Origin of the sequence: Streptomyces sp. URMC 123, assembly GCF_051386515.1 — a bacterium.
In the GTDB taxonomy this organism is placed as follows: domain Bacteria; phylum Actinomycetota; class Actinomycetes; order Streptomycetales; family Streptomycetaceae; genus Streptomyces.
The window spans coordinates 1-23,496 of sequence record NZ_JBPQTV010000076.1 but is presented as its reverse complement, the minus strand read 5'-3'; the positions used below and the strand labels follow the sequence as shown (position 1 = coordinate 23,496).

The 23,496-nt window shown below is 69.7% G+C and carries 17 protein-coding genes and 1 pseudogene; 13 read left to right on the top strand and 5 right to left on the bottom strand.

Features of this window, described 5'->3' with window-relative positions; all coding sequences use genetic code 11:
- On the top strand, positions 1–658 hold a 658-nt coding region (locus ACSNOD_RS12145; protein ID WP_436766874.1), incomplete at its 5' end, for a magnesium and cobalt transport protein CorA.
- A 281-nt stretch (positions 659–939) separates the two neighbouring features.
- On the opposite strand, the gene ACSNOD_RS12140 is transcribed toward ACSNOD_RS12145, so the two are convergent.
- Entirely contained in the window at positions 940–3,315 is a 2,376-nt protein-coding gene (locus ACSNOD_RS12140) for a D-alanyl-D-alanine carboxypeptidase (RefSeq protein WP_436766873.1), read from the bottom strand.
- Positions 3,316–4,610: 1,295 nt separating this feature from the next.
- Here ACSNOD_RS12140 and ACSNOD_RS12135 point away from each other — a divergent pair.
- The 4 genes from ACSNOD_RS12135 (at position 4,611) to ACSNOD_RS12120 (ending at position 9,863) form a co-directional block, all read left to right on the top strand.
- Positions 4,611–5,039, top strand: a complete 429-nt coding sequence (locus ACSNOD_RS12135) for a hypothetical protein (RefSeq protein ID WP_436766872.1) — start codon at positions 4,611–4,613, stop codon at positions 5,037–5,039.
- 1,391 nt (positions 5,040–6,430) lie between these two features.
- A complete protein-coding gene (locus tag ACSNOD_RS12130) occupies positions 6,431–8,665 on the top strand; it encodes a glycoside hydrolase domain-containing protein (protein ID WP_436766871.1) in 2,235 nt (744 codons plus the stop codon).
- Positions 8,666–8,679: 14 nt separating this feature from the next.
- The gene (locus ACSNOD_RS12125; RefSeq protein ID WP_436766870.1) at positions 8,680–9,138 is read left to right on the top strand and encodes a hypothetical protein; all 459 of its coding nucleotides are present in this window, start codon (positions 8,680–8,682) and stop codon (positions 9,136–9,138) included.
- The gene (locus ACSNOD_RS12120; RefSeq protein ID WP_436766869.1) at positions 9,135–9,863 is read left to right on the top strand and encodes a hypothetical protein; all 729 of its coding nucleotides are present in this window, start codon (positions 9,135–9,137) and stop codon (positions 9,861–9,863) included. Before ACSNOD_RS12125 ends, ACSNOD_RS12120 begins: the two co-directional genes overlap by 4 nt.
- Positions 9,864–10,182: 319 nt before the next feature.
- Here ACSNOD_RS12120 and ACSNOD_RS12115 read toward each other — a convergent pair.
- A pseudogene (locus ACSNOD_RS12115) lies at positions 10,183–10,390 on the bottom strand (transporter); the annotation flags it as partial.
- A gap of 1,186 nt (positions 10,391–11,576) precedes the next feature.
- Here ACSNOD_RS12115 and ACSNOD_RS12110 point away from each other — a divergent pair.
- Complete coding sequence (locus ACSNOD_RS12110; protein WP_436766868.1) at positions 11,577–12,296, top strand: hypothetical protein; 720 nt, start codon at positions 11,577–11,579, stop codon at positions 12,294–12,296.
- A 103-nt stretch (positions 12,297–12,399) separates the two neighbouring features.
- On the opposite strand, the gene ACSNOD_RS12105 is transcribed toward ACSNOD_RS12110, so the two are convergent.
- Positions 12,400–12,999 (bottom strand): GNAT family N-acetyltransferase, encoded by a 600-nt coding sequence (locus ACSNOD_RS12105; RefSeq protein WP_436766867.1) that lies wholly within the window; start codon positions 12,997–12,999, stop codon positions 12,400–12,402.
- Between the two features lie 270 nt (positions 13,000–13,269).
- Here ACSNOD_RS12105 and ACSNOD_RS12100 point away from each other — a divergent pair, with 270 nt between their 5' ends.
- Together ACSNOD_RS12100 and ACSNOD_RS12095 are read left to right on the top strand one after the other, a co-directional pair.
- The gene (locus tag ACSNOD_RS12100; RefSeq protein WP_436766866.1) at positions 13,270–13,938 is read left to right on the top strand and encodes a DUF4097 family beta strand repeat-containing protein; all 669 of its coding nucleotides are present in this window, start codon (positions 13,270–13,272) and stop codon (positions 13,936–13,938) included.
- A gap of 93 nt (positions 13,939–14,031) precedes the next feature.
- The gene (locus tag ACSNOD_RS12095) at positions 14,032–14,835 is read left to right on the top strand and encodes an alpha/beta fold hydrolase (RefSeq protein WP_436766865.1); all 804 of its coding nucleotides are present in this window, start codon (positions 14,032–14,034) and stop codon (positions 14,833–14,835) included.
- 69 nt (positions 14,836–14,904) lie between these two features.
- Here the strand turns inward: ACSNOD_RS12095 and ACSNOD_RS12090 are convergent, their stop codons facing one another.
- Positions 14,905–15,537, bottom strand: a complete 633-nt coding sequence (locus tag ACSNOD_RS12090; protein ID WP_436766864.1) for a CGNR zinc finger domain-containing protein — start codon at positions 15,535–15,537, stop codon at positions 14,905–14,907.
- A gap of 152 nt (positions 15,538–15,689) precedes the next feature.
- Here ACSNOD_RS12090 and ACSNOD_RS12085 point away from each other — a divergent pair, with 152 nt between their 5' ends.
- The 5 genes from ACSNOD_RS12085 (at position 15,690) to ACSNOD_RS12065 (ending at position 20,490) form a co-directional block, all read left to right on the top strand.
- Positions 15,690–16,541 (top strand): AzlC family ABC transporter permease, encoded by an 852-nt coding sequence (locus ACSNOD_RS12085; RefSeq protein ID WP_436766863.1) that lies wholly within the window; start codon positions 15,690–15,692, stop codon positions 16,539–16,541.
- The gene (locus tag ACSNOD_RS12080; RefSeq protein WP_436766862.1) at positions 16,538–16,846 is read left to right on the top strand and encodes an AzlD domain-containing protein; all 309 of its coding nucleotides are present in this window, start codon (positions 16,538–16,540) and stop codon (positions 16,844–16,846) included. Before ACSNOD_RS12085 ends, ACSNOD_RS12080 begins: the two co-directional genes overlap by 4 nt.
- A gap of 232 nt (positions 16,847–17,078) precedes the next feature.
- The gene (locus ACSNOD_RS12075; RefSeq protein WP_436766861.1) at positions 17,079–17,633 is read left to right on the top strand and encodes a methanogen output domain 1-containing protein; all 555 of its coding nucleotides are present in this window, start codon (positions 17,079–17,081) and stop codon (positions 17,631–17,633) included.
- A 1-nt stretch (position 17,634) separates the two neighbouring features.
- Positions 17,635–19,230, top strand: a complete 1,596-nt coding sequence (locus ACSNOD_RS12070; protein WP_436766860.1) for a SpoIIE family protein phosphatase — start codon at positions 17,635–17,637, stop codon at positions 19,228–19,230.
- 318 nt (positions 19,231–19,548) lie between these two features.
- Complete coding sequence (locus tag ACSNOD_RS12065; RefSeq protein ID WP_436766859.1) at positions 19,549–20,490, top strand: GNAT family N-acetyltransferase; 942 nt, start codon at positions 19,549–19,551, stop codon at positions 20,488–20,490.
- A gap of 111 nt (positions 20,491–20,601) precedes the next feature.
- Here the strand turns inward: ACSNOD_RS12065 and ACSNOD_RS12060 are convergent, their stop codons facing one another.
- On the bottom strand, positions 20,602–23,385 hold the full coding sequence (locus tag ACSNOD_RS12060; protein WP_436766858.1) for an ATP-binding protein: 2,784 nt from the start codon (positions 23,383–23,385) through the stop codon (positions 20,602–20,604).
- Positions 23,386–23,496: the final 111 nt, after the last annotated feature.

Here is a 23,496-nt window from a genome sequence, read left to right as displayed (position 1 = left end):
CCTGTCGGCCGTGCGCCGCCGTATGGAGAACGCCCCGGACCTCCTGGCGCTGGGCCCGGAGGCGGTGCTGTACGCCATCCTCGACGCGGTGGTCGACGGTTACGCCCCCGTCGTGGCGGGCGTCCAGATCGACGTCGACGAGATCGAGACGGAGGTCTTCCTCGGCGATCCGGAGGTGTCGCGGCGCATCTACGAACTCGCCCGGGAGATGGTCGAGTTCCAGCGCGCCACCCGCCCCCTGGTGGGCATGCTCAACGGCCTGATGGCGGGCTTCGCGAAGTACGGCACGGACGAGGAGCTCCAGCGCTATCTGCGGGACGTCGCGGACCACGTCACCCACACCAGCGAGCGCGTCGACGGCTTCCGCCAGGCCCTCGCCGACATCCTCACGGTGAACGCGACGCTGGTGAGCCAGCAGCAGAACGCGGAGATGCGGGCGCTGGCGGAGGCGGGTTTCGAGCAGAACGAGGAGATCAAGAAGATCTCCGCCTGGGCGGCGATCCTCTTCGCCCCGACGCTGGTCGGCACGATCTACGGCATGAACTTCGACCACATGCCGGAGCTGCACTGGACGTTCGGCTACCCCTTCGCCATCGGCCTGATGGCCATGGTCTGCGGCGGTCTCTACCTCATCTTCAAGCGCCGCGACTGGCTCTGAGCGACCGGCCCTCCGGAGAAGCGGCTGCGGCACGCGCGAGAAGGGCCGGGGCGCTGGGGAGAATCGGTATCACGAAGCTCTCGGTCGATCAGCGCCCGGCCCTTTCGCCTCGAGAGTAGTGGCACGGCGCGACCCACGGTCCGGCACCCGGTGCTCCGGCACCGGCCCCGCCGTCCGGGCTGCCCGGCCCCCTGCGGAAATCCCCACCAGCGGCCACTTTTGCGACACAACTGGGCCCCGGTGCGCGCCAGTGCGTACCGGGGCCCTGCCATGTCTACCGGTCAGGATATTCGTGTCAGCTTCGTGCCGAACGACGGCTCGGCGAGGTCTTTTTGCAGCGCCACGGGCACCTTTACCTCACCCATGCCGTCGCCCACGGTCAGCTCGCCGACCTGCGTACCGGCCTTCGCCGTGTACGGGAGGGGCTTGCCCCCGGCGGTGAGCTTCAGGTCGACCTTGAGACCAGGCCAGCCGACCGCCGTCAGATCCTTGGTTGCCGTGACCGGGGTCTTACCGCCCAGGCCGTCGTCGACGTGGCCGACGACCTCGCCCTTCTTCACGACGGTGCTGGTGGTCAGCGCTTTGCCCACGGCCAGGACGAGCTGCTTGCTGTAGTCGGTGGCGGTGTCGATGATCGGGGTCTTGTGCTGCCCGAAGACCGCGCCGATGATCAGCTGCGTGGAGCCGCCGATTTTCTTCTCCGCGGCGAAGAGCAGGTTGCCACCGGCCTTGGTCGTGGAACCGGTCTTGATACCGACGACGCCGTACATGGGGACGAGCTTGTTGAAGTTGCGTTGCTTCTTCTGGTACTCGACGCCGCTGCCCGTTCCAGAGGCGGTTGTGGAGTCGTACTCGGTCGCCCTGGAGATCTCCCGGAAGACCGGGTCCTGCATGGCCTTCTTGCCCAGCTTCACCTGGTCCTCGGCCGTACTGACAGTGCTCTCCAGGAGGCCGCTCGCGTCGGTGTAGGTGGTGTTCGTCATGCCGAGCTCCCTGGCGGTGTCGTTCATCTTCTTGACGAACGCCTCCTCAGTGCCCCCGTCCCAGCGGGCCAGCAGCCGCGCGACGTTGTTCGCGGACGGCAGCATGACGGCCTCGACAGCCTCCTTTGCGGAGATCTTCTGCCCCTTGCGGACCTCGACGACCGACTCCTTCTCCCTGACACCGTTGGTGAAGTCGTCCTCGGCCTTCTGGTCGACGTCGATCTGCGGCCCGTCCTCACCCTTCTTCAGCGGGTGGTCGCGCAGGATGATGTACGTCGTCATCACCTTGGCCACACTGCCGATGGGCAGCGGCTCCATCTCACCGTACGAGCCGACCCGGCCGAGTCCGGCGACGTCCACGATCGCCTGGCCCTCAGTGGGCCAGGGCAGCGACGGCGCCGTGCCCTCGAAGACGGAGGACGACTTGCCGGCGATCGTCAGTTTCGGGGCAGGCAGCGGGCGCATCACTTGCACGACCACGAAAAGTATCCCGAGGAGCACCACCAGCGGCGTCCAGATCTTCACCCGGCGCACCGCCGTGCGCGTTGGGGTCTCCGGCGGGGGCGGAGTGTTCGTCAGCTGGGCGAGCAGCTCGAGCGGAGCCTGGGACTCCCCCGAAGACTCGTCCGAAGGCTCGTCCGGAGACCCGGCCGGAGGAGCTGCCGCCGGCTTCGCAGGAGCCGGCGGTGCCGCCTTGGGCTCGGCCTCCGGCTTGGCGGCCTTGAGCCGCTTCGGCGCCGGGGCGTCGTCCTTCTTCAGCGCGACGAACTTGCTGGTGTGTTCGGACTCTGACTCGCAGTTCGGCTTCGCGGAAGCCTTGGTTGGCTCGGTGGGCTGGTCGGCGGAGCCGGCCGCCTCCTGCTTGGGGGCCTCAATCAGCTGGGTAGCCTGGTCGGCCGAGCCCACCTTGCCATCGTCGTCGCTGTCGTCCTCGGCCACCGAGGCCGCGACGGCGGCCTTCAGCGGGGCGGCCTCCTTGGGCTTGCCGTCACCGTCTGCACCGGCTCCCCAGGAGGCAGCCTTGGGCCCGGACTTGGCCTCGCCCTCGGGGCCCTTGTCGCTGCCGGCGGCGCCGGGCTTGGCGGTGTCCTGGCCGGCCCTGCCGTCGCGCGCCGCGCCCGTCTTCACAGCACCAAACACCGCGGTCGCCTGGTCGCCCTTGCCGTCGCCAGAGACGCTGCTCTTCGCGGGAGCCTGCTCACCCTTACCGTCACCGGCCGCACCGGCCTTCTCAGCACCGGCCGCCGCGGCCGCCTGACCAGCCTCGTCGTCACCGGCCCCGTCGGCCTCGACCGACCCCCGGGCGCCCTCACCGTCACCGGCCTTCGCCGACGCGGACGCAGGCGCCCTGCCGGCCTTGCCAGCGGCAGCGGGCGCGCCGTCACACACAGCCAGCCCCGAATCCGGACCGTGGCCGTCCGCGGCCTGTCGGGCCGCGCCGGAACCCCCGGTTGCCGAACCGGCAGCGTCGGTCTCATCATCTTCGGCCGCGGCACCGGACGGTTGCCCCTCGTCCCGACCGCCGTCAGCGGCGACGGCACCAGAACCACTGTCCCTGCCGCCGGCAACGCCTTCACCAGCCCGGGCGGCAGGCCGACCAGCACCGCTACCCGCGCCCGAAGCCGACCGCAGGCCGCTCCACTGCTCCAACATGTCGGGGGACTCGCCCGCCACCGATGCCTCCTCAAATTGCCGCGCAGCCCGCTAGAAGCCCTCGGGCGCCAACGCACCCCAGGGCCCGGCACCCGTACCCATAGAGCGCTTCGCCCGGGTTCACCACGTGCAAGACGAGACGACATACCTACCGGTTCCCACGAAGCCACCACACTCTCGACAGAACGAGCTACAAGCGGCCGGTACTGACCGTGCGTGGCCAGTGACTTCGAGATCGCCGCGACGTCACCAGTTCGCGGGTTGCCGTGGTAGGGGGCCAGGTCGGCGAGCGGAACCGCCAGGTCCGCCAGTGAGGCCGGTATGCGGGCAGCGGAAAACGACACGAACAGCTCCAGCAGCCCCGCACCCGCCTGCGAGCCTCAGCGCGCGAGCAGTGGGTTCCGTCGGCCGAGACTCGATGAGAGCCTGCCCGTCGGCATCTTGGCTCGGCTGAGGTCAGCCCGCGGTGGCGGGACGACGACGATCGCCTCCAACTTCCACGGTCATCGGCCTGTCATGACCACCACCCAAGGGCGTCCGACCTCGGTTGCGTCACTACGCGCCGGATCAACTCCCGCCGTTCATCCGGAAACAGACTCTCGGCAAGAGTCGCCGCACCCGGGCCAACGGGCACAGACAACTACAAGAAGCAGCCTCCGAATGCCGGCGCTTGCTGGTGGTCGTCCGCTCGGCCATGGCAAGCCCCGCTGTGAGTAACACCACAGCGTGACAGTGCGTAGTGACAGTCAGCACCTGCCGCCGGCCCGGAGCGTTTCAACTTCGTTAGGCTGCGGCCGGAAATCGATCCCGTTACGACTTCTCCAATCGCCGGCCTCCCAACAGCTTTCGCTGCCCAGGAGATATGCGGCGTGTGAGCCACGGCCGCCGGGGCCTCCGTAGCCCCGGCCTGCACGCCGTCCGGTGAATGGCCGAATCGGCGGCACTCCCCTCGACGCGGATCAGCAAGTCGACAAAACGGGCATGGTATACCATGGCGGCCTTAATGACCTCCGCGTTGTAGCTGTACGTAACGCTTTCTACGTCTTTGATCCTCTGGATTGATCTGGACCTTCCCACGCCACTCCTTTTCGCCTAGGTTGCGTGGTGCCTGACGCGAGGGGCCTGTGTGGCCTGGGGGATTTTGAGGCTCGGCCTTCCTCGCGTTCTCATCATTCGCACGCAACTCCGGGAGGGGAACCTCTATGCCGGTCACCTCTAGATACGCCTTACGCACCTCCTTGATCGCTGCAACCGTTGCGGCGTCAGCCCTCGTGGTACCGCAGGCTTCTGCGCAAGAAGGCCCCGTCCCCGCGGGCGTGCGCGTCGCAGCTAAGGCTGATGCGCAGACGCGCCAGTACGCCAAAGCCAACCCGCAAGCGGTAGCTCAGGCAGCGACGGTTTGCGGCGCAGGCTATGAGCTGAGCATGGCCAAGCCGCTGCCGGATGGAACTGACCCGAGGATGCGCTTTGCCACCCTCTTCGCCTACACCAAGGGGGGAAATGACAACGGCTGTGCGATCCTCGACAACAATGCAGGGGGTCCGCGGAAGATGAATATAAAGGTGTGCAATGGGGTCACCGGCGACTCCTCCAAGTGTGATGACGACCCGGGGACTTTCAGTCAGTATGCCGGCCCCGTCTATACCGCTCACCCTGTCTGCGCCAAGGTGACCGCTACGATGGCAGATTCCAGCGGACGCCCCTGGATCAACTACAGCACCGAGTATGCGTTCCTCTGCAACTGAGCAGACTGCTCTGCGCCAGCGCCCGGCGGTGCGGAATGCCTTCCTCGCATTAGCCGGGCTCATGGTTATCGGCGCTGTGATAGCTGTTGTAGTTGGTATGGCGCCGAATGGTACTGAGGCAGGCGGTAGTGCTGCTTTGCCAAGCACATCGCCCGCGCCTCCAAAGTCTTCGCCCGAGCCATCTCACGACGACTCTGCACCCAAGAGCGTCGGGTCATCGGCTCCTTCGGTTCCGTCCGGACCGGCATCACATGACGTGAGTGAGCGCGAGGCCCGCGAACGTGCTGCAGCTGCTCCCGCCGGAGATCTCATCACCAAGACTCCGGTCCCCGGGCGTGTAAAGGGTAGTGAGGATTTTGGTCAGCCAGCACTTAGTGATGGCGATGTGACTGTCTATCGCCCAAGGGCCAATGGTGAGTCCTCACTGTCTGTCCCGGTGATAATCACCAATAGGGGTGCGCGCCGAGCTTTTTACCAAGTCGAGGTGCGTATCACAGGTTCGAACGGGTTCGACGTCACCCTTCGGGTCGACACAGAAACCGTTGGCCTGTATCCCGGTACGAAGTGGCCGGTGGAACTCACTGCCCGGGACCCGGGGAAGTCGGCGCCTGAACAACCACGGATCACCATTAAAAAGAATGTCAAGGAGGAGCGGGGTAGCTGACCCGACTGGTGGACCAACAGCCGAGCCCCTAAAAATCACCACAGAGCTGTAAATCGGTCGGTGTGATTCTGCGAGACTACAGAAACCGCCCACAGGCTCATCACGGTCGCCGAGCCCGTCGAGAATGACGCAGTGGAGCCGGGACCACGTCTGGTTTCGGCTCCACTGGGCAAAGCGCCTGCAGATCGTCAGCAGGACGGGTTGAACACTGGCGGAGCTACCCATGCGTTCCCGATCGACCGCATGCGGATTGCTGTCGCGGCTATTGCTGTGGCGGCTGTGGCGCACCGGTCGGTCACGTCTGCGCCGTGGGCAGCTTTCCAGTCTGCCGCCGCAGTGATTGGGAAAACGGCTCGTTGAGCGCGCGGAGCCGGCGCCGTGACTGACTTCGGCTGGTGGCGGACGCGCAGTTGTACCCAGGGGCGCGAGCAGCTTGGTCTGCAGATCAGGGTCTAACCGCTGTGACGCTTGTAAACGAACATACTCGGCCTAACCCCGCGGCGTGGACGGCCGACTCGCGTTGCCCACATTGTGGTCTGAGAGGCGGAGGTTACCGCCCCCTTCCGCAATCACAGCCATATATCTGATTGCGACGTACGGCGCTATTCTGGCGCGCCTGCCCTAATCTCCGCAGGGGCGGCGTGTCCGACTTTTAGCAACTTGCCTTCATCGGGACAGCCTCGGCAGGAGATTGTCCTCATTCCGCTTCCGACGGCAGGAGGTCCGCATGGCTGACGAAATGGTGCGCCGCGCACAGAGATTTGTGAACGCGACGTACAATAATGGTGCGACGCTAGGGATATCCAAGCTGGACGAGAACGGGCAGACCTCTTGGACTGTCATGCACGCTCTCACTCGGGCGCTTCAGTATGAGTTGGGAATCTCCGCGCTGTCGAACTCCTTCGGTCCGACGACCCTGGGAACGATCGGCGAGAAGTATGGCAAACTGGATGACACGACGATCCCCTCGGCCAACCTCTGCCGTGTAATCCAGGCTGCCTTGTACTGCAAGGGGTATGACGGCGGCGAGATCGACGGCACTTACAACGCCCGTGTCAAGGCATCTGTCGCGAAGCTGCACCAGAATATGGGCGTCGATGGCGTATATCCTGGAAGTGCCCTGTGGCCAAAGACGGCGAAGGGCCTGTTCAACATGGACGCCTACGTCACCGTCGGCGGCGGATCGGACACCATCCGATCGATTCAGCAGTGGCTGAACAGCAAGTACATTTTACGCAAGGACTACTACGTTATCCCTTGCGACGGGCACCACTCGCGGGATGTGGCAAAGTCCATGCTGTTCGCGATCCAGTACGAGCTGGGCATGGCCGACGGCGTTGCCAACGGGGTCTTTGGGCCCGGTACGCAGGCTGGTCTGAAGGAGCACACACTATCCACCGGCGCCTCCGGGGTGTGGGTGCAACTGTTCTCCGCGGCCATGGTTCTCAACCGGCGGCCGGCCTCCTTCGCCAGTAGCTTCACCTCCGCACTGGCCTCTGCGGTCAGCGACTTTCAGTCCTTTGTCAAGCTACCTGTCACTGGAAAGGGAGACTACTCCACCTGGGCCTCCCTCCTGGTCTCCTACGGCGACCAGAACCGCAAGGGCGCAGCCTGCGACGGTGTCACTCAGATCACCGCAGCGCGTGCCCAGACGCTCAAGGCCAACGGTATTACGTATGTCGGCCGTTACCTGACCAACCCCGACCCAACTCCGAGCGGCAGCACCAAGGAGAAAGCGATCCAGCCGGGCGAGCTGAAGGCAATCGCGGATAACGGACTGCGCTGTTACCCGATTTACCAGACCTATGGGCGAGGTGCTGACGATTTCAGCTACCCGCTCGGACGTGCCGCCGCTCAGGCTGCGATCAACGCGGCACTCGACCACGGATTCAAGGCCGGCACCCGAATATACTTCGCCGTCGACTTCGATGCCCTCGACGACCAGGTCACCAACAACGTGCTTCCTCACTTCAAAGGCATCCAGGATGCGATCGCTGACGACGGCGACCGGTTCAAGATCGGTGTGTACGGGCCGCGGAACGTATGCACCCGGGTCGGTGAAGCCGGACATTCCTCGGCATCGTTCGTATCCGACATGTCCTCCGGTTTCTCTGGGAACTTCGGCTACCCGCTACCGGCCGACTGGGCGTTCGACCAGATCGTCACCCGAACGATCGGTTCCGGTGACGGGGCGATCAACATCGACCACAACATCGCCTCCGGCCGGGACACTGGCCAGGGGTCTTTCGACGCGCCCCGATCGGTCAAGCCCGACGTCAGGCTCATGACCCTCATCGAAGAAATGAAGACGGACGTCGGCAAGTACATGCAGTCCATTGGCTACCCCAACGACGGAGGGGCCCGTACCTACCAGCACTGGAAGTGCTTCGACACCGTCTGCGTCGAGCACGACGAGCTGGTCACGAACCTTTCCAACCGGCATAACATGCGCAAGGCGCTGATTCAAGCAACTGCCTATTGGGAGATGAGACACGTCGATCCGCTGGACGAGGCCGCCGAACTCGCCGTCATCACCACGTTTAATACAACTGGCAAATTCCTCGACCAGGACCCTTCCACCGGTATCGCTCAGCAGCGGGCCCGCACACTGATCCCTGCATGGAATCACGCCCTTAGCAAGGGCTACGCCACCGGTCAGCCCTATCGCAATCCAGCCAGTGACCAGGATTGTTACGACATTTGGAAGAAGGCCAGGGACAACGAGGAATTCGCACTGACCAGCGTCTGCATGATCCACCGGTGGGACATCGACGGAAAGCCTGGCGGTGACGACAATTCGCCTGCGCTGCGTCCGCCCACCCTGGCCTACACCGATCAGGAAATCTACGAAGTCTTGCGTCGCTACCAGGGCCCGGCCGAGCCTGCGTTCACCGACGCCAAAAAGCGCATGCCGCTGTACTACATACTGGAGAAGTACCACTCCATCAGCCGGAACATGTGAGCAAAGCAGGAACCATGGCAGCAGACGCCCCCTTCGCCGGTCACAACCCGGCCGCCGTCCTACTTCTGGTCCTTGCCGGGCTGATCACCACCGCGTGTTTCGGCATATACGGCGTCATCCGCTTATTCCGCAGGCCCCAGGGGCTGGCAGCGGGCCTGCGAACAGCCGGCATCCTGGCCTTCACCGGTGCGGTCGGCATCTACACCTGGGGCCTGCTGCACCTGGTTATTTTCGACGAAAGCATCCAGGCGGAAGCCTGCCGCCAGGCGCTGGACGGGAAAGACCTCGTTGCCTACGAACCGTCCTATATCCCGCTGGCGTTCGGATGCGTTGCCGGCAACGGCAAGACCTACGACGTCGCTGTGCCGGGTTACGTGAATCCGGCTGCGGGCCTTCTGGGAGTTACTGCCTTCTTCCTCACCGCTTTCAGCTTCGTCGAAGCACACAACGACAAGAAGGAGAAGAACACGTGACAGCCCACATGTCCCGCCGCACAGCCCTGTTCCGCGGCGCGGCGATAGCCGTCGGCGCCGCCTTAGGCTCCCAAGTGATGGCCCGGCCCGGATACGCGGCGCAGCCCACCCCCTCCAAGGAGGACGTCCGTGCCGCCATACAGCGAGCGCAGGACCGAAAGAACCACGCTCTGGCCGGCCGGAAATCCCTGAACGGATGGGAGATGGAGAACGTCGCTGACGACCGTGGCAGCGTCTACACCCGGCCTGTGAACGGCACCGACCTCATGGTGAAGGTTCGTATGGGCGACGTAGAGACCGTTCTGACCTACGTCGTACGCCGCTTCCACTACGAGATCGACGCACTACGCCGCGGCGATCTCGTCGGCTGGCTGAGACCGGAGGAGGTTCATCACGGGCGGGCTGAGTCCAACCTTGCCTCAGGCTCAGCGGTGAAGATCCGGCCCCACCACTATCCGCCCGGTCAGCGCGGTGGCTTCTTCCCCGCGGAGAAGCTTCTCCTCGGCGATATCCTCGCCGACTGTGAAGGCGTCGTCGCCTGGGGCGGCGTCGACCGGGTGCCGGACGAGGCGCTCTTCTCCATCAACGTTGGCCCTGAGGACAAGAAGCTGGCCGAGGTCGCCGAAAAGCTCCGAGGCTGGGACCTCACCCCGGGCAAAGGTGCCGGGGTGCAAGCCGACATGAACGTACCGGAAAAGCGTAGGCGCGCTCTCCGCTACGTGTAGTCCCGTGCACTCGCGCTGGGTAGTCATCGGTGCCGCCCAGACCGACCCCGAGACCCGGATTGCCCGCGTCATCAGCAGCGCCGGAAGCAAGAAGACCCTGCATCGGTGGCCGATGCCGAGCGGCGCTACGCCCAGCGCTACAAAACGCCCCGCCCCACCCCGATCGCGTGGTTATCGAGGTCACCGTCACCCGCGCCATGGGCGCGGCGAAGCCACCCGACTGGTGAGCGTGGCAGAGCCTGGTGACGCTTCCTGCCCTCGCGTAGCAGTGGATCCCCGGTAGGCGAAACCGGGGATCCACCAGAGCATGGAGGTCCACCGCCGGCCCTGACGCCAGTCGGAACAGGTCCTGGGCCCGCTCCAGATCTCGATCCGTGCGCAGCTGCACCTTCAGGTCGCCCGTCCCGTGGTGGCCGAGCCCCGTCACGTCCCGAGTGAAGCCGGGACGAGGTCTTTGGGTCAGCCTTGAGGTAGATGAGCAGCTTGGTCTGCTGTGGCGGGCAGACGCACGCGAAGTTCCGCAGCCGCCCACGGCGCTTGGGGCCCGTTCCCATGCTCTGGGGGAGGACTCCCCCCGCTGAGGAGCCGAGCGTCATCCGAGTAACCCATGACAGTGCCGTGGCGTCAGGCGGGCATGTTGGGCGCGTCATTGTCGGGCATCGCAACGAGGCCGCTCAGCGTGTAGCGGCATCCGACAACAGCCGACCCGCGACTGGCAATGTGCACGCCTCAGGAGCAGGCAGTACAGCTGCCGCGGGAAGCATCGGTGAGGTCATAGCGGGAGACAAGAACCGCACGTGACGCCTGTTTGGGACCGCCGAGGTCATGGCTCGCAGGGCGGCGACGGCACCTCCATGCCCACGGGCGGCCGCGTACAGGCGAGTAAGGACTCGGTCGCCGCAGGTGGAGACATCGGGGCCGTCGTCACCGGCGACCGCAACGCCGTCACGCATATTTACGTCTTCGGCTCCTCCCAGCCAGCCGAGGACACGGACAGGAAGGCGCTGTCCACTCGCCTCATCAGCGAGTGCCACCCGCTCGACCTGGAGGTGCATCACGCTATCCACGTCGCCACCCGGAGCGATGCGCTACCTGCATACGTGCCACGAGAGCACGATGCCCAACTGCGGGACATCGTGGATGCCGCGCGAGGCGGCAAAAGCCGGATGTGTGTGCTGGTCGGCGAATCCTCCACTGGCAAGACCCGTGCATGTTGGGAGGCGATCCAACACCTGGCGGCTGACGACTGGCGGCTGTGGCACCCTCTGGACCCCACCCGCGCGGAGGCGGCCTTGGCCGGATTGGCCATGGTCGGGCCGAAAACCGTAGTTTGGCTGAACGAAGCACAGCACTACCTGGCGGCGCCCCAGGTCGGAGAGCGGATTGCCGCGGCGCTTCGAACTTTACTCATCGACGACGACCGTGCCCCGATCCTGATCGTGGGCACCCTCTGGCCTGTGCACTGGGCTGAGCTGACCTCGCTACCGACCGGGCGGCATCACGATTCGCACCCATGCGCTGGCAGGAGCAGCCGACCGCCGTATCACCCAGTTTCTGGCCGGCGTTCCCGCCCTGCTGGACCGGCACAGGTATGCCGGCCCAGGCGCCAGAGCGATCCTCAACGCCGCGATGGACGCCCGCCGCCTGGGATGTGGAGTAGACCTTCCCGCAGCGTTCCTCGAAGAGGCGGCCGTCGGCTACCTTCCTCCATCGGTGTTCCAGTCCATGGAAGAGGACTGGTTCGAGCAAGCCCTCGACTACACCGCACGCCCCGTGCACGGTGATGCCGCACTGCCGCAGCAGAGTCGCCGCACGCCGCGGTCCCGCTCTGCGGACCACTTCTTTCGGCTGGCCGACTACATGGAGCAGCACGGCCGTCGCACGCGCCGCGCTGTCTGTCCACCGGCCTCGTTCTGGGAGGCGGCTTTGCACCACCTGTCGCGACCGAACGACATCGATGCGCTGGCCTGGGCGGCCTCCTCACGGTGGCGTTTACGCTATGCCCGCCTCCTGGCCGCGCGTGCCCGCCAACTACCGTTGCCCGAGAGCGTCACCGAATCCGCGACGGAGCCGCTCGATGACGAGTGGCGGGACGTGGACGCCGTCCGACCGGCGAATCACCTGACATGCAGGGCACTGGCCGACCTTGCACGTATCGCCGTCGACGAGGGCGACTACGAGCAGGCTGCGGCTCTGGCCCTGCAGGCTGCTGAATGCTGCCAACCGGACAAGCTCGCCACCACCTCCACCGGTTCGAGCCGTTATGGGTACGGCTGTGGCCACACGGCATTGAGCCAGACGGCACCCCCACCCCTACGCCCAGTACCGTCACTTCTGATGGCACGGCCCCGCGGGGCACCGCTGTCCTCTAGCCGATACCGCCCACCGGCACACCGCGTAGATCGCCCACGCGTGCGGCCGCTTGTCGCCTGACGCAGCAACAGCGACCCCATCCAGCGCTCCCGCCCCTCGAACGCCGCCAGCAGTCGGCCGGGGACAGCGTGAGCAGCCGGTCGCTCCGCGCCTCGCCCCGGCGCTACGCCTCCTGCGCCGACCCGATGGAGGGCCACTTCGGGCCTCTGCGGCAGTTCACCCTGGCCAAGCTCGCACAACGGCCGATGCGGTACAGCACGCTCGGACGCAGTGGCCCCTCGGGCGCTGTGGGGTCGGCGAAGTCGTCGGCCGGGTCGCGGGTCATGCCGATACGGCGCATCACCGCCCGTGAACGGAGGTTGGCGGCCGTGGTGACAGCGAGGATTTCGGGCAGCTCAAGGGCGTCGAAGCCGTGGGCCAGGACTGTCAGCGCGGCCTCGGTGGCGTAGCCCTGGCCCCAGGCCGAGCGGGCGAGCCTCCAGCCGATCTCCACTCCCGTGAACGGCATGCCGTCATCCACCGGGTCCAAGCCCGCGAAGCCGATGAACTCGCGTGTGGCCCGCACCTCGACCGCCCACCACCCGTAGCGCCGCTCGTCGAACTCGGCCTGGAACCGGGCCACCGAGGCATCGCTCTGTTCGCGGGTCAGCAGGTCTCCCAAGTGCTCCCGGACCTCGGGATCGGCGTTCATCGCCGCCCATGGTTCGAGGTCGCTGTCACGCCATCGGCGCAGGACGAGGCGATCGGTACGCAGTTCGGTCATGCCGCCCAGCCAACGTGAGCTCCGACCGCGAAGCAATCCATTTCGGTCGCCTCGGCCGGGGGCGGCACCACAGGTGTCCCGTCATAGCGTTCACTTCCCACCCAATGCAACGCTCTGAGCCGCTGTCATTGCATTGAAATCGGACCCGTTGCAACACTTCTAACGTCTTGACCTGCATGAATACTGGTTTCACGCAATGAACGCATTGCCGAGATCGTGAAGGCAACGTAGCGTTTCTCTCGTCGGAAACAACGAGCTCAGGAGAGAACGATGCAGAAGTTCCCCACCCCCGCGCCGGTCACCGTCGTCCTGGACATCCCCGCCGGACGCGTGCAGCTCATCGCCGCCGACCGCGCCGACACCACCGTCGAGGTCCTGCCCACGGACGCCTCCAGGAGCCGCGACGTGAAGGCCGCGGAGCAGATCGAGGTCGCCTACGGCGACGGCGTCCTGCGGATCGCGGCCCCGGCGGCGAAGAACCGCCTCCTCGGCACCTCCGGGACCGTCGAGGTGACCGTCCAACTGCCCGCCGGCTCCCGCGTCGAGGCCAAGGCCGCCCTCGCCGAGCTCCGGGGCGTCGGACGGCTCGGCGACGTCACCTTCGAGAGTGCTCAGGGCACGGTCAAGCTCGACGAGACCGCGAGCGCCCAGCTGGCCCTCCGGTCCGGGGACGTCTCGATCGGCCGCCTGGGCGGCCCCGCGCACATCAGCACCGAGAAGGGCGACCTCCGCATCGCCGAGGCCGCGCACGGCACGGTCACCCTGCGCACCGAGCACGGCGACATCTCGATCGGCGCCGCCCGCGGGGTCTCCGCCTCCCTCGACGCCGGCACCACCTACGGCCGCATCCACAACGCGCTCAGGAACACCGACGGCGCCGCCGGCCTGACCATCCACGCCACGACGGCCTACGGCGACATCACCGCCCACAGCCGCTGAGAACCGCACCCCCTACGGCGACACCTCGCACAGCGGCGTCACCGTCCACCGCTCCTCACCCACACTCCTCATCCACCTGGAAGAAGGCTCCTCATGACCAGCACCCCGACCGCCTGGACCGGCATGGTGTCGATCGATGACACCGCCCTGGCCGTGACCGACACCGGCGGCCCCGGCCGCCCCGTGGTCTACCTCAACGGCTCCTACGCCGACCAGTCGCACTGGCGGCGTGTCATCACCGACCTCGGCGGCGATTACCGGCACATCACCTACGACGAGCGCGCCCGCGGCAAGTCGCGGCGCGCCACGGACTACTCCTTCGCGGCGTGCCTCCGCGACCTCGACGCCGTCCTGGCCGCCCGGGGCGTGGACCGGCCGATCCTGGTGGGCTGGTCCTACGGCGCCATGCTCGCCATGCACTGGGCCGCCCGGAACCCGGACCGCGCCGTGGGGGCGGTGTCCGTGGACGGCGCCCTGCCGCACGAGTGGCTCGACGACGCCGCCCGGGCACAGATCCGCAAGCTGTTCCGCCGGCTGAGCCCGCTGTTCCCGATCGCCCGCCCGCTCGGTCTGGCCGCGCGCATGAGCGCCGCGCAACACGCCGAGATCAACATCGAGGTCAACGAGCTCTGCGCGCCCGCCGCGCTCGGCCCGGTCCTCGACCGGCTGACCGTACCGGCCCGGTACGTGCTCGCCACCGGCGGCAACCTGGGCGGCGACCCGAAGCTGATGGAACAGATCCGCGCCAACCTGGACCCGGTGCTCGCCCGTAACCCGAACATCCGGGTCAGCGCGAAGGTCGCGAGCAACCACTCCAAGATCCTGCGCAAGGACTTCCGCGCCGTCGCGGACGCCGTGCGCGAGGTCGCCACCGCCCGCGTCCACACGGTCGCTTGAGCCGTGCCGTACGGGGCCGGCCGGCAGGTCCGCGCTGGCGGCCCCGGCAGTTCGGGGAACTCGGGCGGCTCAGCCGTGGTGACGGTGGTAGTGACGGCGCGCGCGGTCGCGGTTGCCGCAGTCGCCGGAGCTGCACCAGCGGCGCGTACCGCTGCGGCTGCGGTCGAGGAAGAACCAGCCGCACCCCGGGCCCTGGCAGCGGCGGACGCGCTGGACCGACGGGCTCGCGAGGAGTTCGTCGGCGCTCAGGGCCAGGGCATGGGCGAGGTCGGCGAACCCGGCGGGGCGGACCCGCCACCGCAGCGGCAGCGCCGGGGGCAGTACGGCTTCCTCACGGGCCGCGACGATCGATCGGCGCAGGACCTCCCACTGCTCGACCGGCGCGGGAGTGTCGTCGACCATCGCGTCCAGCACCGCGCCCAGGGCGCCCCGCAGGGCCTCCAGGGCGGCGATCGCGGACCGGGCGGCGCGCGTGTCGTCCCCCGGCGCGCCGGCGAGGAGCTCCGCGGCCTCGTAAGCGGTGAACAGCCCGGCCGCGGCGGCCCAGTCGAGCCATGCCGCGACACCGTCCACCCGGGCGGCGCGACGAGCGTCATCCGTGCGCCACGCGACGGTGTTGACGAAGTCCAGCACGGGGTGGCCACCGATGAGCGACACCCCCACCCGTGGCCGCGCGGGGGCGGTCGATCCGGTTCCGGTCACCTGCGCCATCCTATGCGCCCTCGTGCCGCGCCCCTCCTGCCGCGCCTCTCCTGCCGCGGCCCTCCTGCCCGCGCCCTCCCGACGAGCGTGCCGTGGCGCACACATGACGCCATCTAATGACCATCAGACGTTTCGCCTGTTAGGTTTGGATCATGGTCACCGCACTCCCGCTCGATGAGATCGACGAGGGCGCAACGCCCCGACAACGCTTCCTCGCCGGGCTCCGCGTCGGCGGCGGGCTCGCGGCAGCGGCGTTCCTGCTCGCCGTGAGCTTCGGGGCGATCACCCAGTCGCAGGGGTGGGCCGCGGCCGGCTCCGTCCTCTGCTCCCTGGCCGTCTTCTCCGGTTCCGCGCAGTTCGCCCTCGTGTCGGCGCTCGGTACGGGCGGTGGCGTGGCCGCGGCCGTCACGGGCGCGGCCCTCGTCAACGCCCGTTTCCTGCCCATGGGGGTGGCCATCGCCGGCGATCTGCGCGGCGGGCGGCTGCGCCGGGCGCTGGAGGCCCAGGCGGTGGTGGACGGCTCCTGGGCCGCCGCCCATCGAGGCGGCGGCCGCTTCGACCGCTACGTTCTCTTCGGTGCCAGTGCGATCCAGTGGGTCCTGTGGGTCGCGGGCACCGCACTCGGCGCCGTCCTGGCGCCCGATCCGGGGCTGCTGACCGAACTCGGCCTGGACGTCGTGGCACCGGCCATGTTCCTGTTCCTGCTGCTCGACGCCCTGGGCGCCGACCGCCGGAACCGGCTGCCCGCCCTGCTGGGCGGGGCCCTCGCCGCGGGTCTGACCTTCGTCCTGCCGCCGGGCCCGGCCCTGATCGGCGCCGCCTGCGCCGCGTTGGTCGCCCTAGCCCGCCCCCTGCCACCCGCGCAGGGCGGCCCCGCCGGCCCAAGCGGCGGCCCCGGCGGCGGCCCGAACGGCGGCCCGAACGACCCATCCGGCCCAGGCGATCCCGCCGGCCCACCTCGGCACGGCGCGGAGAACCCGACCGCGACGGAGCCCACGCCGTGACCCCGTGGCCGGCCATCGCGGCCGTCGCCGTGCTCTGCTTCGCCATCAAGGCGGCGGGCCCGGCGGTTCTGGGGAAGCGCGATCTGCCCCCGCGCGCCCGGGCGGTGATCGCGCTCATGGCTCCCGCGCTGCTGGCCGGGCTGGTGGTGGTCGATGTGGCGGGCCCCGAGTGGAGCGCCGTGGACCCCGCCGTCCTGGCCGGGCTCGGCGCGGTGGTGCTGCTGCGCGCCTGCCGGCTGCCCCTGCCGGCCGCGCTCGTGGGCGCCGCCCTGGTCGCGGCGATCGTCCGAAGAATGATCGTATGAGAAACCCCGTACGACCCCCGCGCGAACCCCCTGCAGCAGGGCCCCCACGAACGCCCCCCGCACCGCGCGCACTTGCGAATCCGCTGGTCAGCGCTTGCCCTCTGGACTCCTCGCCATCCACCTCTATCCTCGTTACGGAGCCTGGTTCTCTGCTCCGTGAGGCACATCTGCGGTGAGTCACACCCGCGCGGACGTTTCGCGGTGCTCCACACAAGCGAGGGAAGGGGCGACCGTGAACTCGGCGAAGGACGCGGACGTACATCTCGACCGGGACGTCTTCATGCGGGGCCTGGTGCGGGAGCTGGCCACCTCACTGGAGTCGATCATCGGCCTCGAGGAAGCCTCCGGCTACATCAGCCTGGTCGGGCAGTCGGTGGGCTCCCAGATCAACGACGCCTACGCCGAGGCGCTCGGCCTGTCCCGGCTGAACCGCGAACAGACCGCCGACGTGCTCGTCGATCTCAAGCAGCGCATCGGCGGTGACTTCTTCCTCATCTCCCAGGACGACGAGCGGATCGTGCTCGGCAGCCGCACGTGCCCGTTCGCCGAGAAGGTGCTGGGGCGGGACTCGATGTGCATGATGACGTCGAACATCTTCGGCACCATCGCCGCCCGGAACCTGGGCTACGCCCGGGTGGAGCTGGAGGAGACGATCGCCCGCGGCCACACCGGCTGCCGCGTGGTGGTCCACCTCCGGCCGGAGCTGGACATGGACGACGACGACCCGGGGCGCGAGTACTTCGGCGACGCGGAGCCGGAAGCGCCCGCCGCCGCGACGGGCCGATGAAATGAACCTGGCGACCTTCCGGTCCGTCGCCAGGCTCCTCCCGCACGCGGTGATCATGTGCACCGCGTCGGGCCGGATTCTGGCGGTCAACCCGGCCACCCGCCGCACCCTGGACTCGCTGCGCACCGGGGTGAACCTCTACGACGTGGTCCGTGACACCGGCGAACTGCGGGAGCGCCTGGCCGGGTGGCTGCGCAGCGGCTCCCCCCTGCCCGGCGTGCTGACCGTGCGCGACGGCCGGGACCGGCCGGTGCGGCTGCGCTGCCACGGGGCGCGCGCCGCCTGGTGGCAGGGGCCCGAGCCGGCGGTCCAGCTGCACCTGTCCCGCCTGGACATCAGCGACCGCTTCGTGGCGCTCAGCCAGCGCGTCCGTCTGATGAACCAGCAGATGGCCTACCGCCAGGCCATCGCCGAGCAGCGCGACCTGCTGCTGCGCAGGGAGAAGGAGGCGCGCGCCCGCATGCAGCGCCTGTACCGGCTCACCGCCGCGCTGGCCGCCAGCGCCACCCTCTCGGACGTCTGCGACGCCGTGTACAAGTGCGCCCCGCAGGCCCTCGACGCCTCGGACGTGGTGCTGGAGCTGCACTCCCGCCGGGTCATCCCGTCCCTCGGCCCCGCCGACACGCTCCCCCTCGCGGCGCCGCTCTGGGTCGACCTCGACCGGGGGCGCGACGGGCCGCCGCCGCCCGCCTCGCGGCCGGGGACCGCGCGGTGCGTCCCGCTGGACGCGGAGAGCCTCACCCTCGGCCGGCTCGTGATCGAGTACGCGCCGGGCGTCGAACCGGACGTCGAGCACACCATGGCCGTGGCCCAGCAGATCGCGCAGGCCGTGCGCCGGGCGGGACTCTTCGAACACGAACACGGGCTGGCCGTACGGCTCCAGCGCAGCCTGCTCCCCGATCTGCCGGCGGTGCCCGGGCTGGAGATCGCCAGCGGTTACGCGCCCGGTACGCATCTGGTCGACGTCGGCGGCGACTGGTACGACGTCCATGTGCTCGGCGCGGAGTCCATCGGCTTCACCATCGGGGACGTCGCCGGCCACGGCATCACCGAGGCCACCGCCATGGCCCAGATCACCACCGCGCTGCGGAGCATCGCCCGCCGGTGCGACGAGCATCCGCCGACCATGCTGGCCGAGCTGAACGACTTCCTGGGCACGTACCACGCGGGGCTCATGGCCACCGCCTGCTACGCCACCTACAACCGGCGCACCCGCACCCTGCGCTACAGCCGGGCGGGGCATCCACCGCCGCTGCTGATCCTCGCCGACGGCTCCAGCCGGTATCTCGACGGCGCTCTCGCGCCGCCGCTCGGGCCGGTGCCGTTCACGAAGTTTCCGCTGAAGGAGCTGACGGTCCCGGCGCACGCGACGCTGGTCTTCTACACCGACGGGCTCATCGAACGCCGGGGCGAGAGCCTGGACATCGGAATGAGCCGGCTCGCCCAGACCGCCGGCACGACCGTGGGTCTGACCGCCGAGGCCACCTGCGACCTGCTGCTGCACCAGCGGGTCGACACCGAGCTGCCGGACGACCGCGCCGTGCTCGCCGTGCGCTTCCCGGAGCACGCCGATGAGGTGGACGCCGCTTCGACGTGACCGGTCGCGGTCGGGGGCGCGTGACCGGTCGGTCGGGGCGGGTGACGGAGGGACCGTGGGCGCGTGACCGATCGCGGTCGGGGGCGTGACCGGTCGGCCGGGGCGGGTGACCGATGGGCCGGGCCACGTGACCGGTGCGATTACGTCGCGGTGACCGATGCCGCGCTCCCGGGGCCGCCCTACCGTCGATGACGTCTCCCCCGCTCGCCTCGCGGAGCGCGGAGCCGGGAGCGGGGAGCGGGGAGCGGCGGCGGGCGCCCCGGCCGTCGCTCCGTCGTCACCTCACCTCACCTCACGCCCCGAGAAAGGCGCGTCCCCATGTTGTTCCGTTCCGTCACCGAGGCCGACCTCGATCGGGTGACCGCCGTGGCGGTCGACGAGCCCATCGGCTGGATTCCCGCCGACCGCTATCTCGACGAACTGGGCCAGGGGATGTACCGGCCGGAGTGGACCTGGATCGCCGAGGACGGCGGCCGGGTGGTCGCCCGGGCCCTGTGGTGGGGCCGGTCCGGGGACGAGCACCCCGCCGCCCTGGACTGTCTGCACGTCGACGACTCCGTCCCCGACCGGGTGGCGGTGGCGGCCGAGCTGCTCACGGCGGGCCTGAAAGCCTTCGCCGAGCGGGGCGCGCGCAAGCCGCCGCTCTACAACCTGACTCTGCCGCACGGCTGGCGCGGTGACCCGGCGGTGGCGGCGGCCCTGGCCTGGCGGCGCGAGGCCGCGCTGGCGGCCGGGCTCACCGACGAGGTGGAGCGGCTGCGGCTGGAGTGGACGCCGGCCGCCGGCGTCCCGGCCGCCAAAGGCCGGCTCGCCTTCGCCGCGGCCTCGGACGAGGAGTTCCTGGACGTCTTCCGGCGGATCGCCGTGGGCAGCCTGGACCGCGAGACCCGCCGGAACCTGGCCGCCAAGGGCGCCGAGGCCACCGCGCGGGAGGAGATGGACTTCTACCTGGGCTGCCCGGGCGACCGGGACTGGTGGCGCCTGGCCCGCACCCCCGACGGCGACGTCGCGGGGTTGGCGGTCCCCTCGGCGACGCCGTACCACCGCAATGTCGGCTATCTGGGCATCGTCCCGGAGCTGCGCGGCCGGGGGTACGTGGACGAGGTGCTCGCCGAGATCACCCGCTGCCACGCGGCGGCGGGCGCCGAACTCATCACGGCCACCACGGACACCGGCAACGCGCCCATGGCCGCGGCCTTCGCCCGGGCCGGCTACCGGACCGCCCAGATCCGGATGATCTATTCGGCGCCGGAGGCGTGAGGTGGCCGGCCGCCATGACGCGGCCGGCGGCCGCGGGGGGGGCCCCCCCCCCCGCGGCCGCGGCGTGCCCCGCCGTCCTGGCGGAGGGCCCGCCCACGAGGTGATGCCCGCTCACGGGGTGAGCAACGCGGCGAGTTCGCCACGGGACGAGATGCCCAGCTTGGGAAAGGCGCGGTAGAGGTGGTGTCCGACCGTACGGTGGCTCAGGAACAGCCGCGTGGCGATCTCCCGGTTGGTCGCGCCGGTGGCGGCCAGCCGTACGACCTCCCGCTCCTGGGGGCTCAGCCGGCTGATGAGGTCGTCCGCGCGCCCGGCCGGGGCAGGGGTCCCGCCCGCGGCCAACAGTTCCGCCCGGGCGCGGGCGGCCCAGGGCCGGGCGCCGAGCCGGTCGAAGACCCGCAGCGCCTCGTGGAGGTGGCCCCGCGCGTCGATCGTGCGCCGCAGACGGCGCAGCCACTCCCCGTACAGCAGTTCGGTGCGGGCCCGCTCGAACCCGCCCTCTGCCCTGCCCTTGAATCCGCCCTCGGACCCGCCCTGGGCCCCGCCGTCGGACCCGCCGTCGGACCCGCCGTCGCCGTGGAGGCGCACAGCCGTCGCGAAGTGCGCCTCGGCCTCGTCGTCCGGGCCGGTCAGGGCGCGGCAGCGGGCGGCCTGGGCGGTGAGGGCCGGCTGTCGTACGGCGTCCGCCCAGTGTCCGAGCAGGCGCGCGGGGTCCTCCGCCCGCTCCGGGCGGCCGGCGCGCACCGCCGCCTCGACGAGGTCGGGCAGCAGGGACAGGCCCAGCAGCGGGTGGCTCACCTCGCGCCAGGCCGCTGCCAGCAGGTCCAGTGCCTCCTCCGCGCGGCCCTGGCCGAGTTCGAGCAGGCCCAGCGCCCCGAGGGCGTCCGCCGTGCCGCGTCCGACGGCGCGCGGACGCGTGTACGCCAGGGCCTCCTCCGCGAGGCGGCGGCAGTGCTCCTCCTCGCCCCGTACGGCGGCCGACACCGCCAGTACGGCCCGCAGATGGGCGGCCCGGTGGGCCAGGTCGCAGTACTCCGCGAGCCGCAGCGCCTCGGTGGCGTGGGCGGACGCGTCGTCGGGGCGGCCGAGGGCCAGCTCGGTCCGGGCGAGCAGGTGCAACGCCGTGGGCAGCCAGCCGCCCATGCCGTGGTCGCGGCAGTGGGCGACGGCCGCGGCGGCGATCTCGTGCGCGGTGGCGTGGTCGGCGACCAGGTGGCAGTAGTTCCCGGTCATCAGCCGGTCCATGAAGGCGGTGCCGGGGCGCTGGCCGGTTCGTACGAGGTCGCGCAGGGCCGTCAACGCGCCGGGCGCGTCCCCGGTGAACAGCAGGGCGGGCACGGCGAGTACGGGCAACCGGGGGGCGCGGCCCCCGATGTCGGCGATCAGTTCGGCGTTCCCGGCGGAGAAGGCGGCGTGGACCGCGTCGACCAGGAGAGAGGCGAGGAGGGAGGGGTGATGGCCTGGGCTGTCGGCGTCGGCGCCGATCCGGTCGGCGCACTCGACCAGGGTCCGGGCGGCGACCTCCGGACTGCCGTATCCCAGTTCGACGACGGCCCGCACGCGCGCGTAACTGGCCGTCAGGTCCGGGTCCGGCAGTGGGAGGGCCACCTGGTCGGCCAGGGCGCCGCACCGCTCGTCCTGGCCGGCCTCGCTCGCCTTCTGGGCGGCGCGGATGAGGCGGCGTGCCCGGTTGCGCGGGTCCGCAGTGAGCTGGGCGGCGCGCTCGTACGCGGCCGAGGCGGAGGCCATCGCCTGTCTGCTGCCGGCCCACTCGGCGACCCGCTCCAGCTCGCCGGCGATCTCCTCGTCCGGGCCCGTCGCGGCGGCGGCCAGGTGCCAGGCGCGCCGGTGCGCGTCCCCGGCGGCCGCCAGCTCCTCGGCCAGGGCCCGGTGGGCGGCGATGCGCCGGGCGAGCGGGGCTCCGCGGTACGCGGCGTGGCGGACCAGGGGGTGCCGGAAGCGCACCGTCATCCCGGACAGGAGGGCGAGCCCGGCGCGTTCCGCGGGTTCGAGGTCCTCCGTCGCGGCGCCGCACCGGCCGGCGGCGCCCAGCACCAGCGGGAGATCGCCGGTGTCGTCCGCGGCCGCCACGAGCAGCACCGTGCGGGTGGCTTCGGGGAGGCGGCGGATCTGTTCCGCGAAGGCGTCCTGCATCCGGCTCGGCAGCGGGGAGGCCGAGTCGGGCAGGGCCAGCGGGCTCAGCTGCCCGGCGCGCTGCGCCGGGGTGAGGGCGGTCGCCAGCTCGATGAGGGCGAGCGGGTTGCCCTGTGCCTCCTCGACGAGCCTGTCCACGACGTACGGGGGCAGGTCCCGCAGGAGGGCCGCGGCCGCCGCCCGGTCGAGGCCCTCGACCGGCAGCCGGGGCAGGCCGTTCACGACGGCGCCGCGGGCTCCGTCGCGCACCGCGAAGAGCATGGCGATGCCCTCGGCCCGCAGTCTGCGGGCGGCGAAGACGAGGGCGTCGACCGACGGCTGGTCGAGCCACTGGGCGTCGTCGACCAGGCAGAGGAGCGGGCCCTCGGCGGCGGCCTCCGACAGGAGAGTGAGCACGGCGAGTCCGACGGTGAAGCGGTCGCGCACCACGTCGTCGGTGAGGCCGAAGACGGCCCTCATGGCCGCGGCCTGGGGCCCCGGCAGGCTGTCGAGGTGGCCCGTCACGGGGAGCAGGAACTGGTGCAGCCCGGCGTGGGCGAGCTCCATCTCGGACTCGATGCCCTCGACCCGCAGCACCCGCATCCGGATGCCGTCGGCCGCCCGCTCGGCGGCGTGGTCCAGCAGCGCGGTCTTGCCGATCCCCGCCTCGCCGTGGATCAGCAGGGCGCCGCTGATTCCCCGCCGCGCGTCGGCGAGCATCCGGTCCATCCGCTCCCGCTCCGCGGTCCGCCCGTGCAGCATGTGCCCTGTTCTCCCCCGTCGGTTGTCGCTTCCACCGCGCGCCGGAGCCGGCCCGGTGAGCGGTGACGGCCTCAATGGTCCCTGGTGGGGACGTCAGGGGGCTGTCTCTTA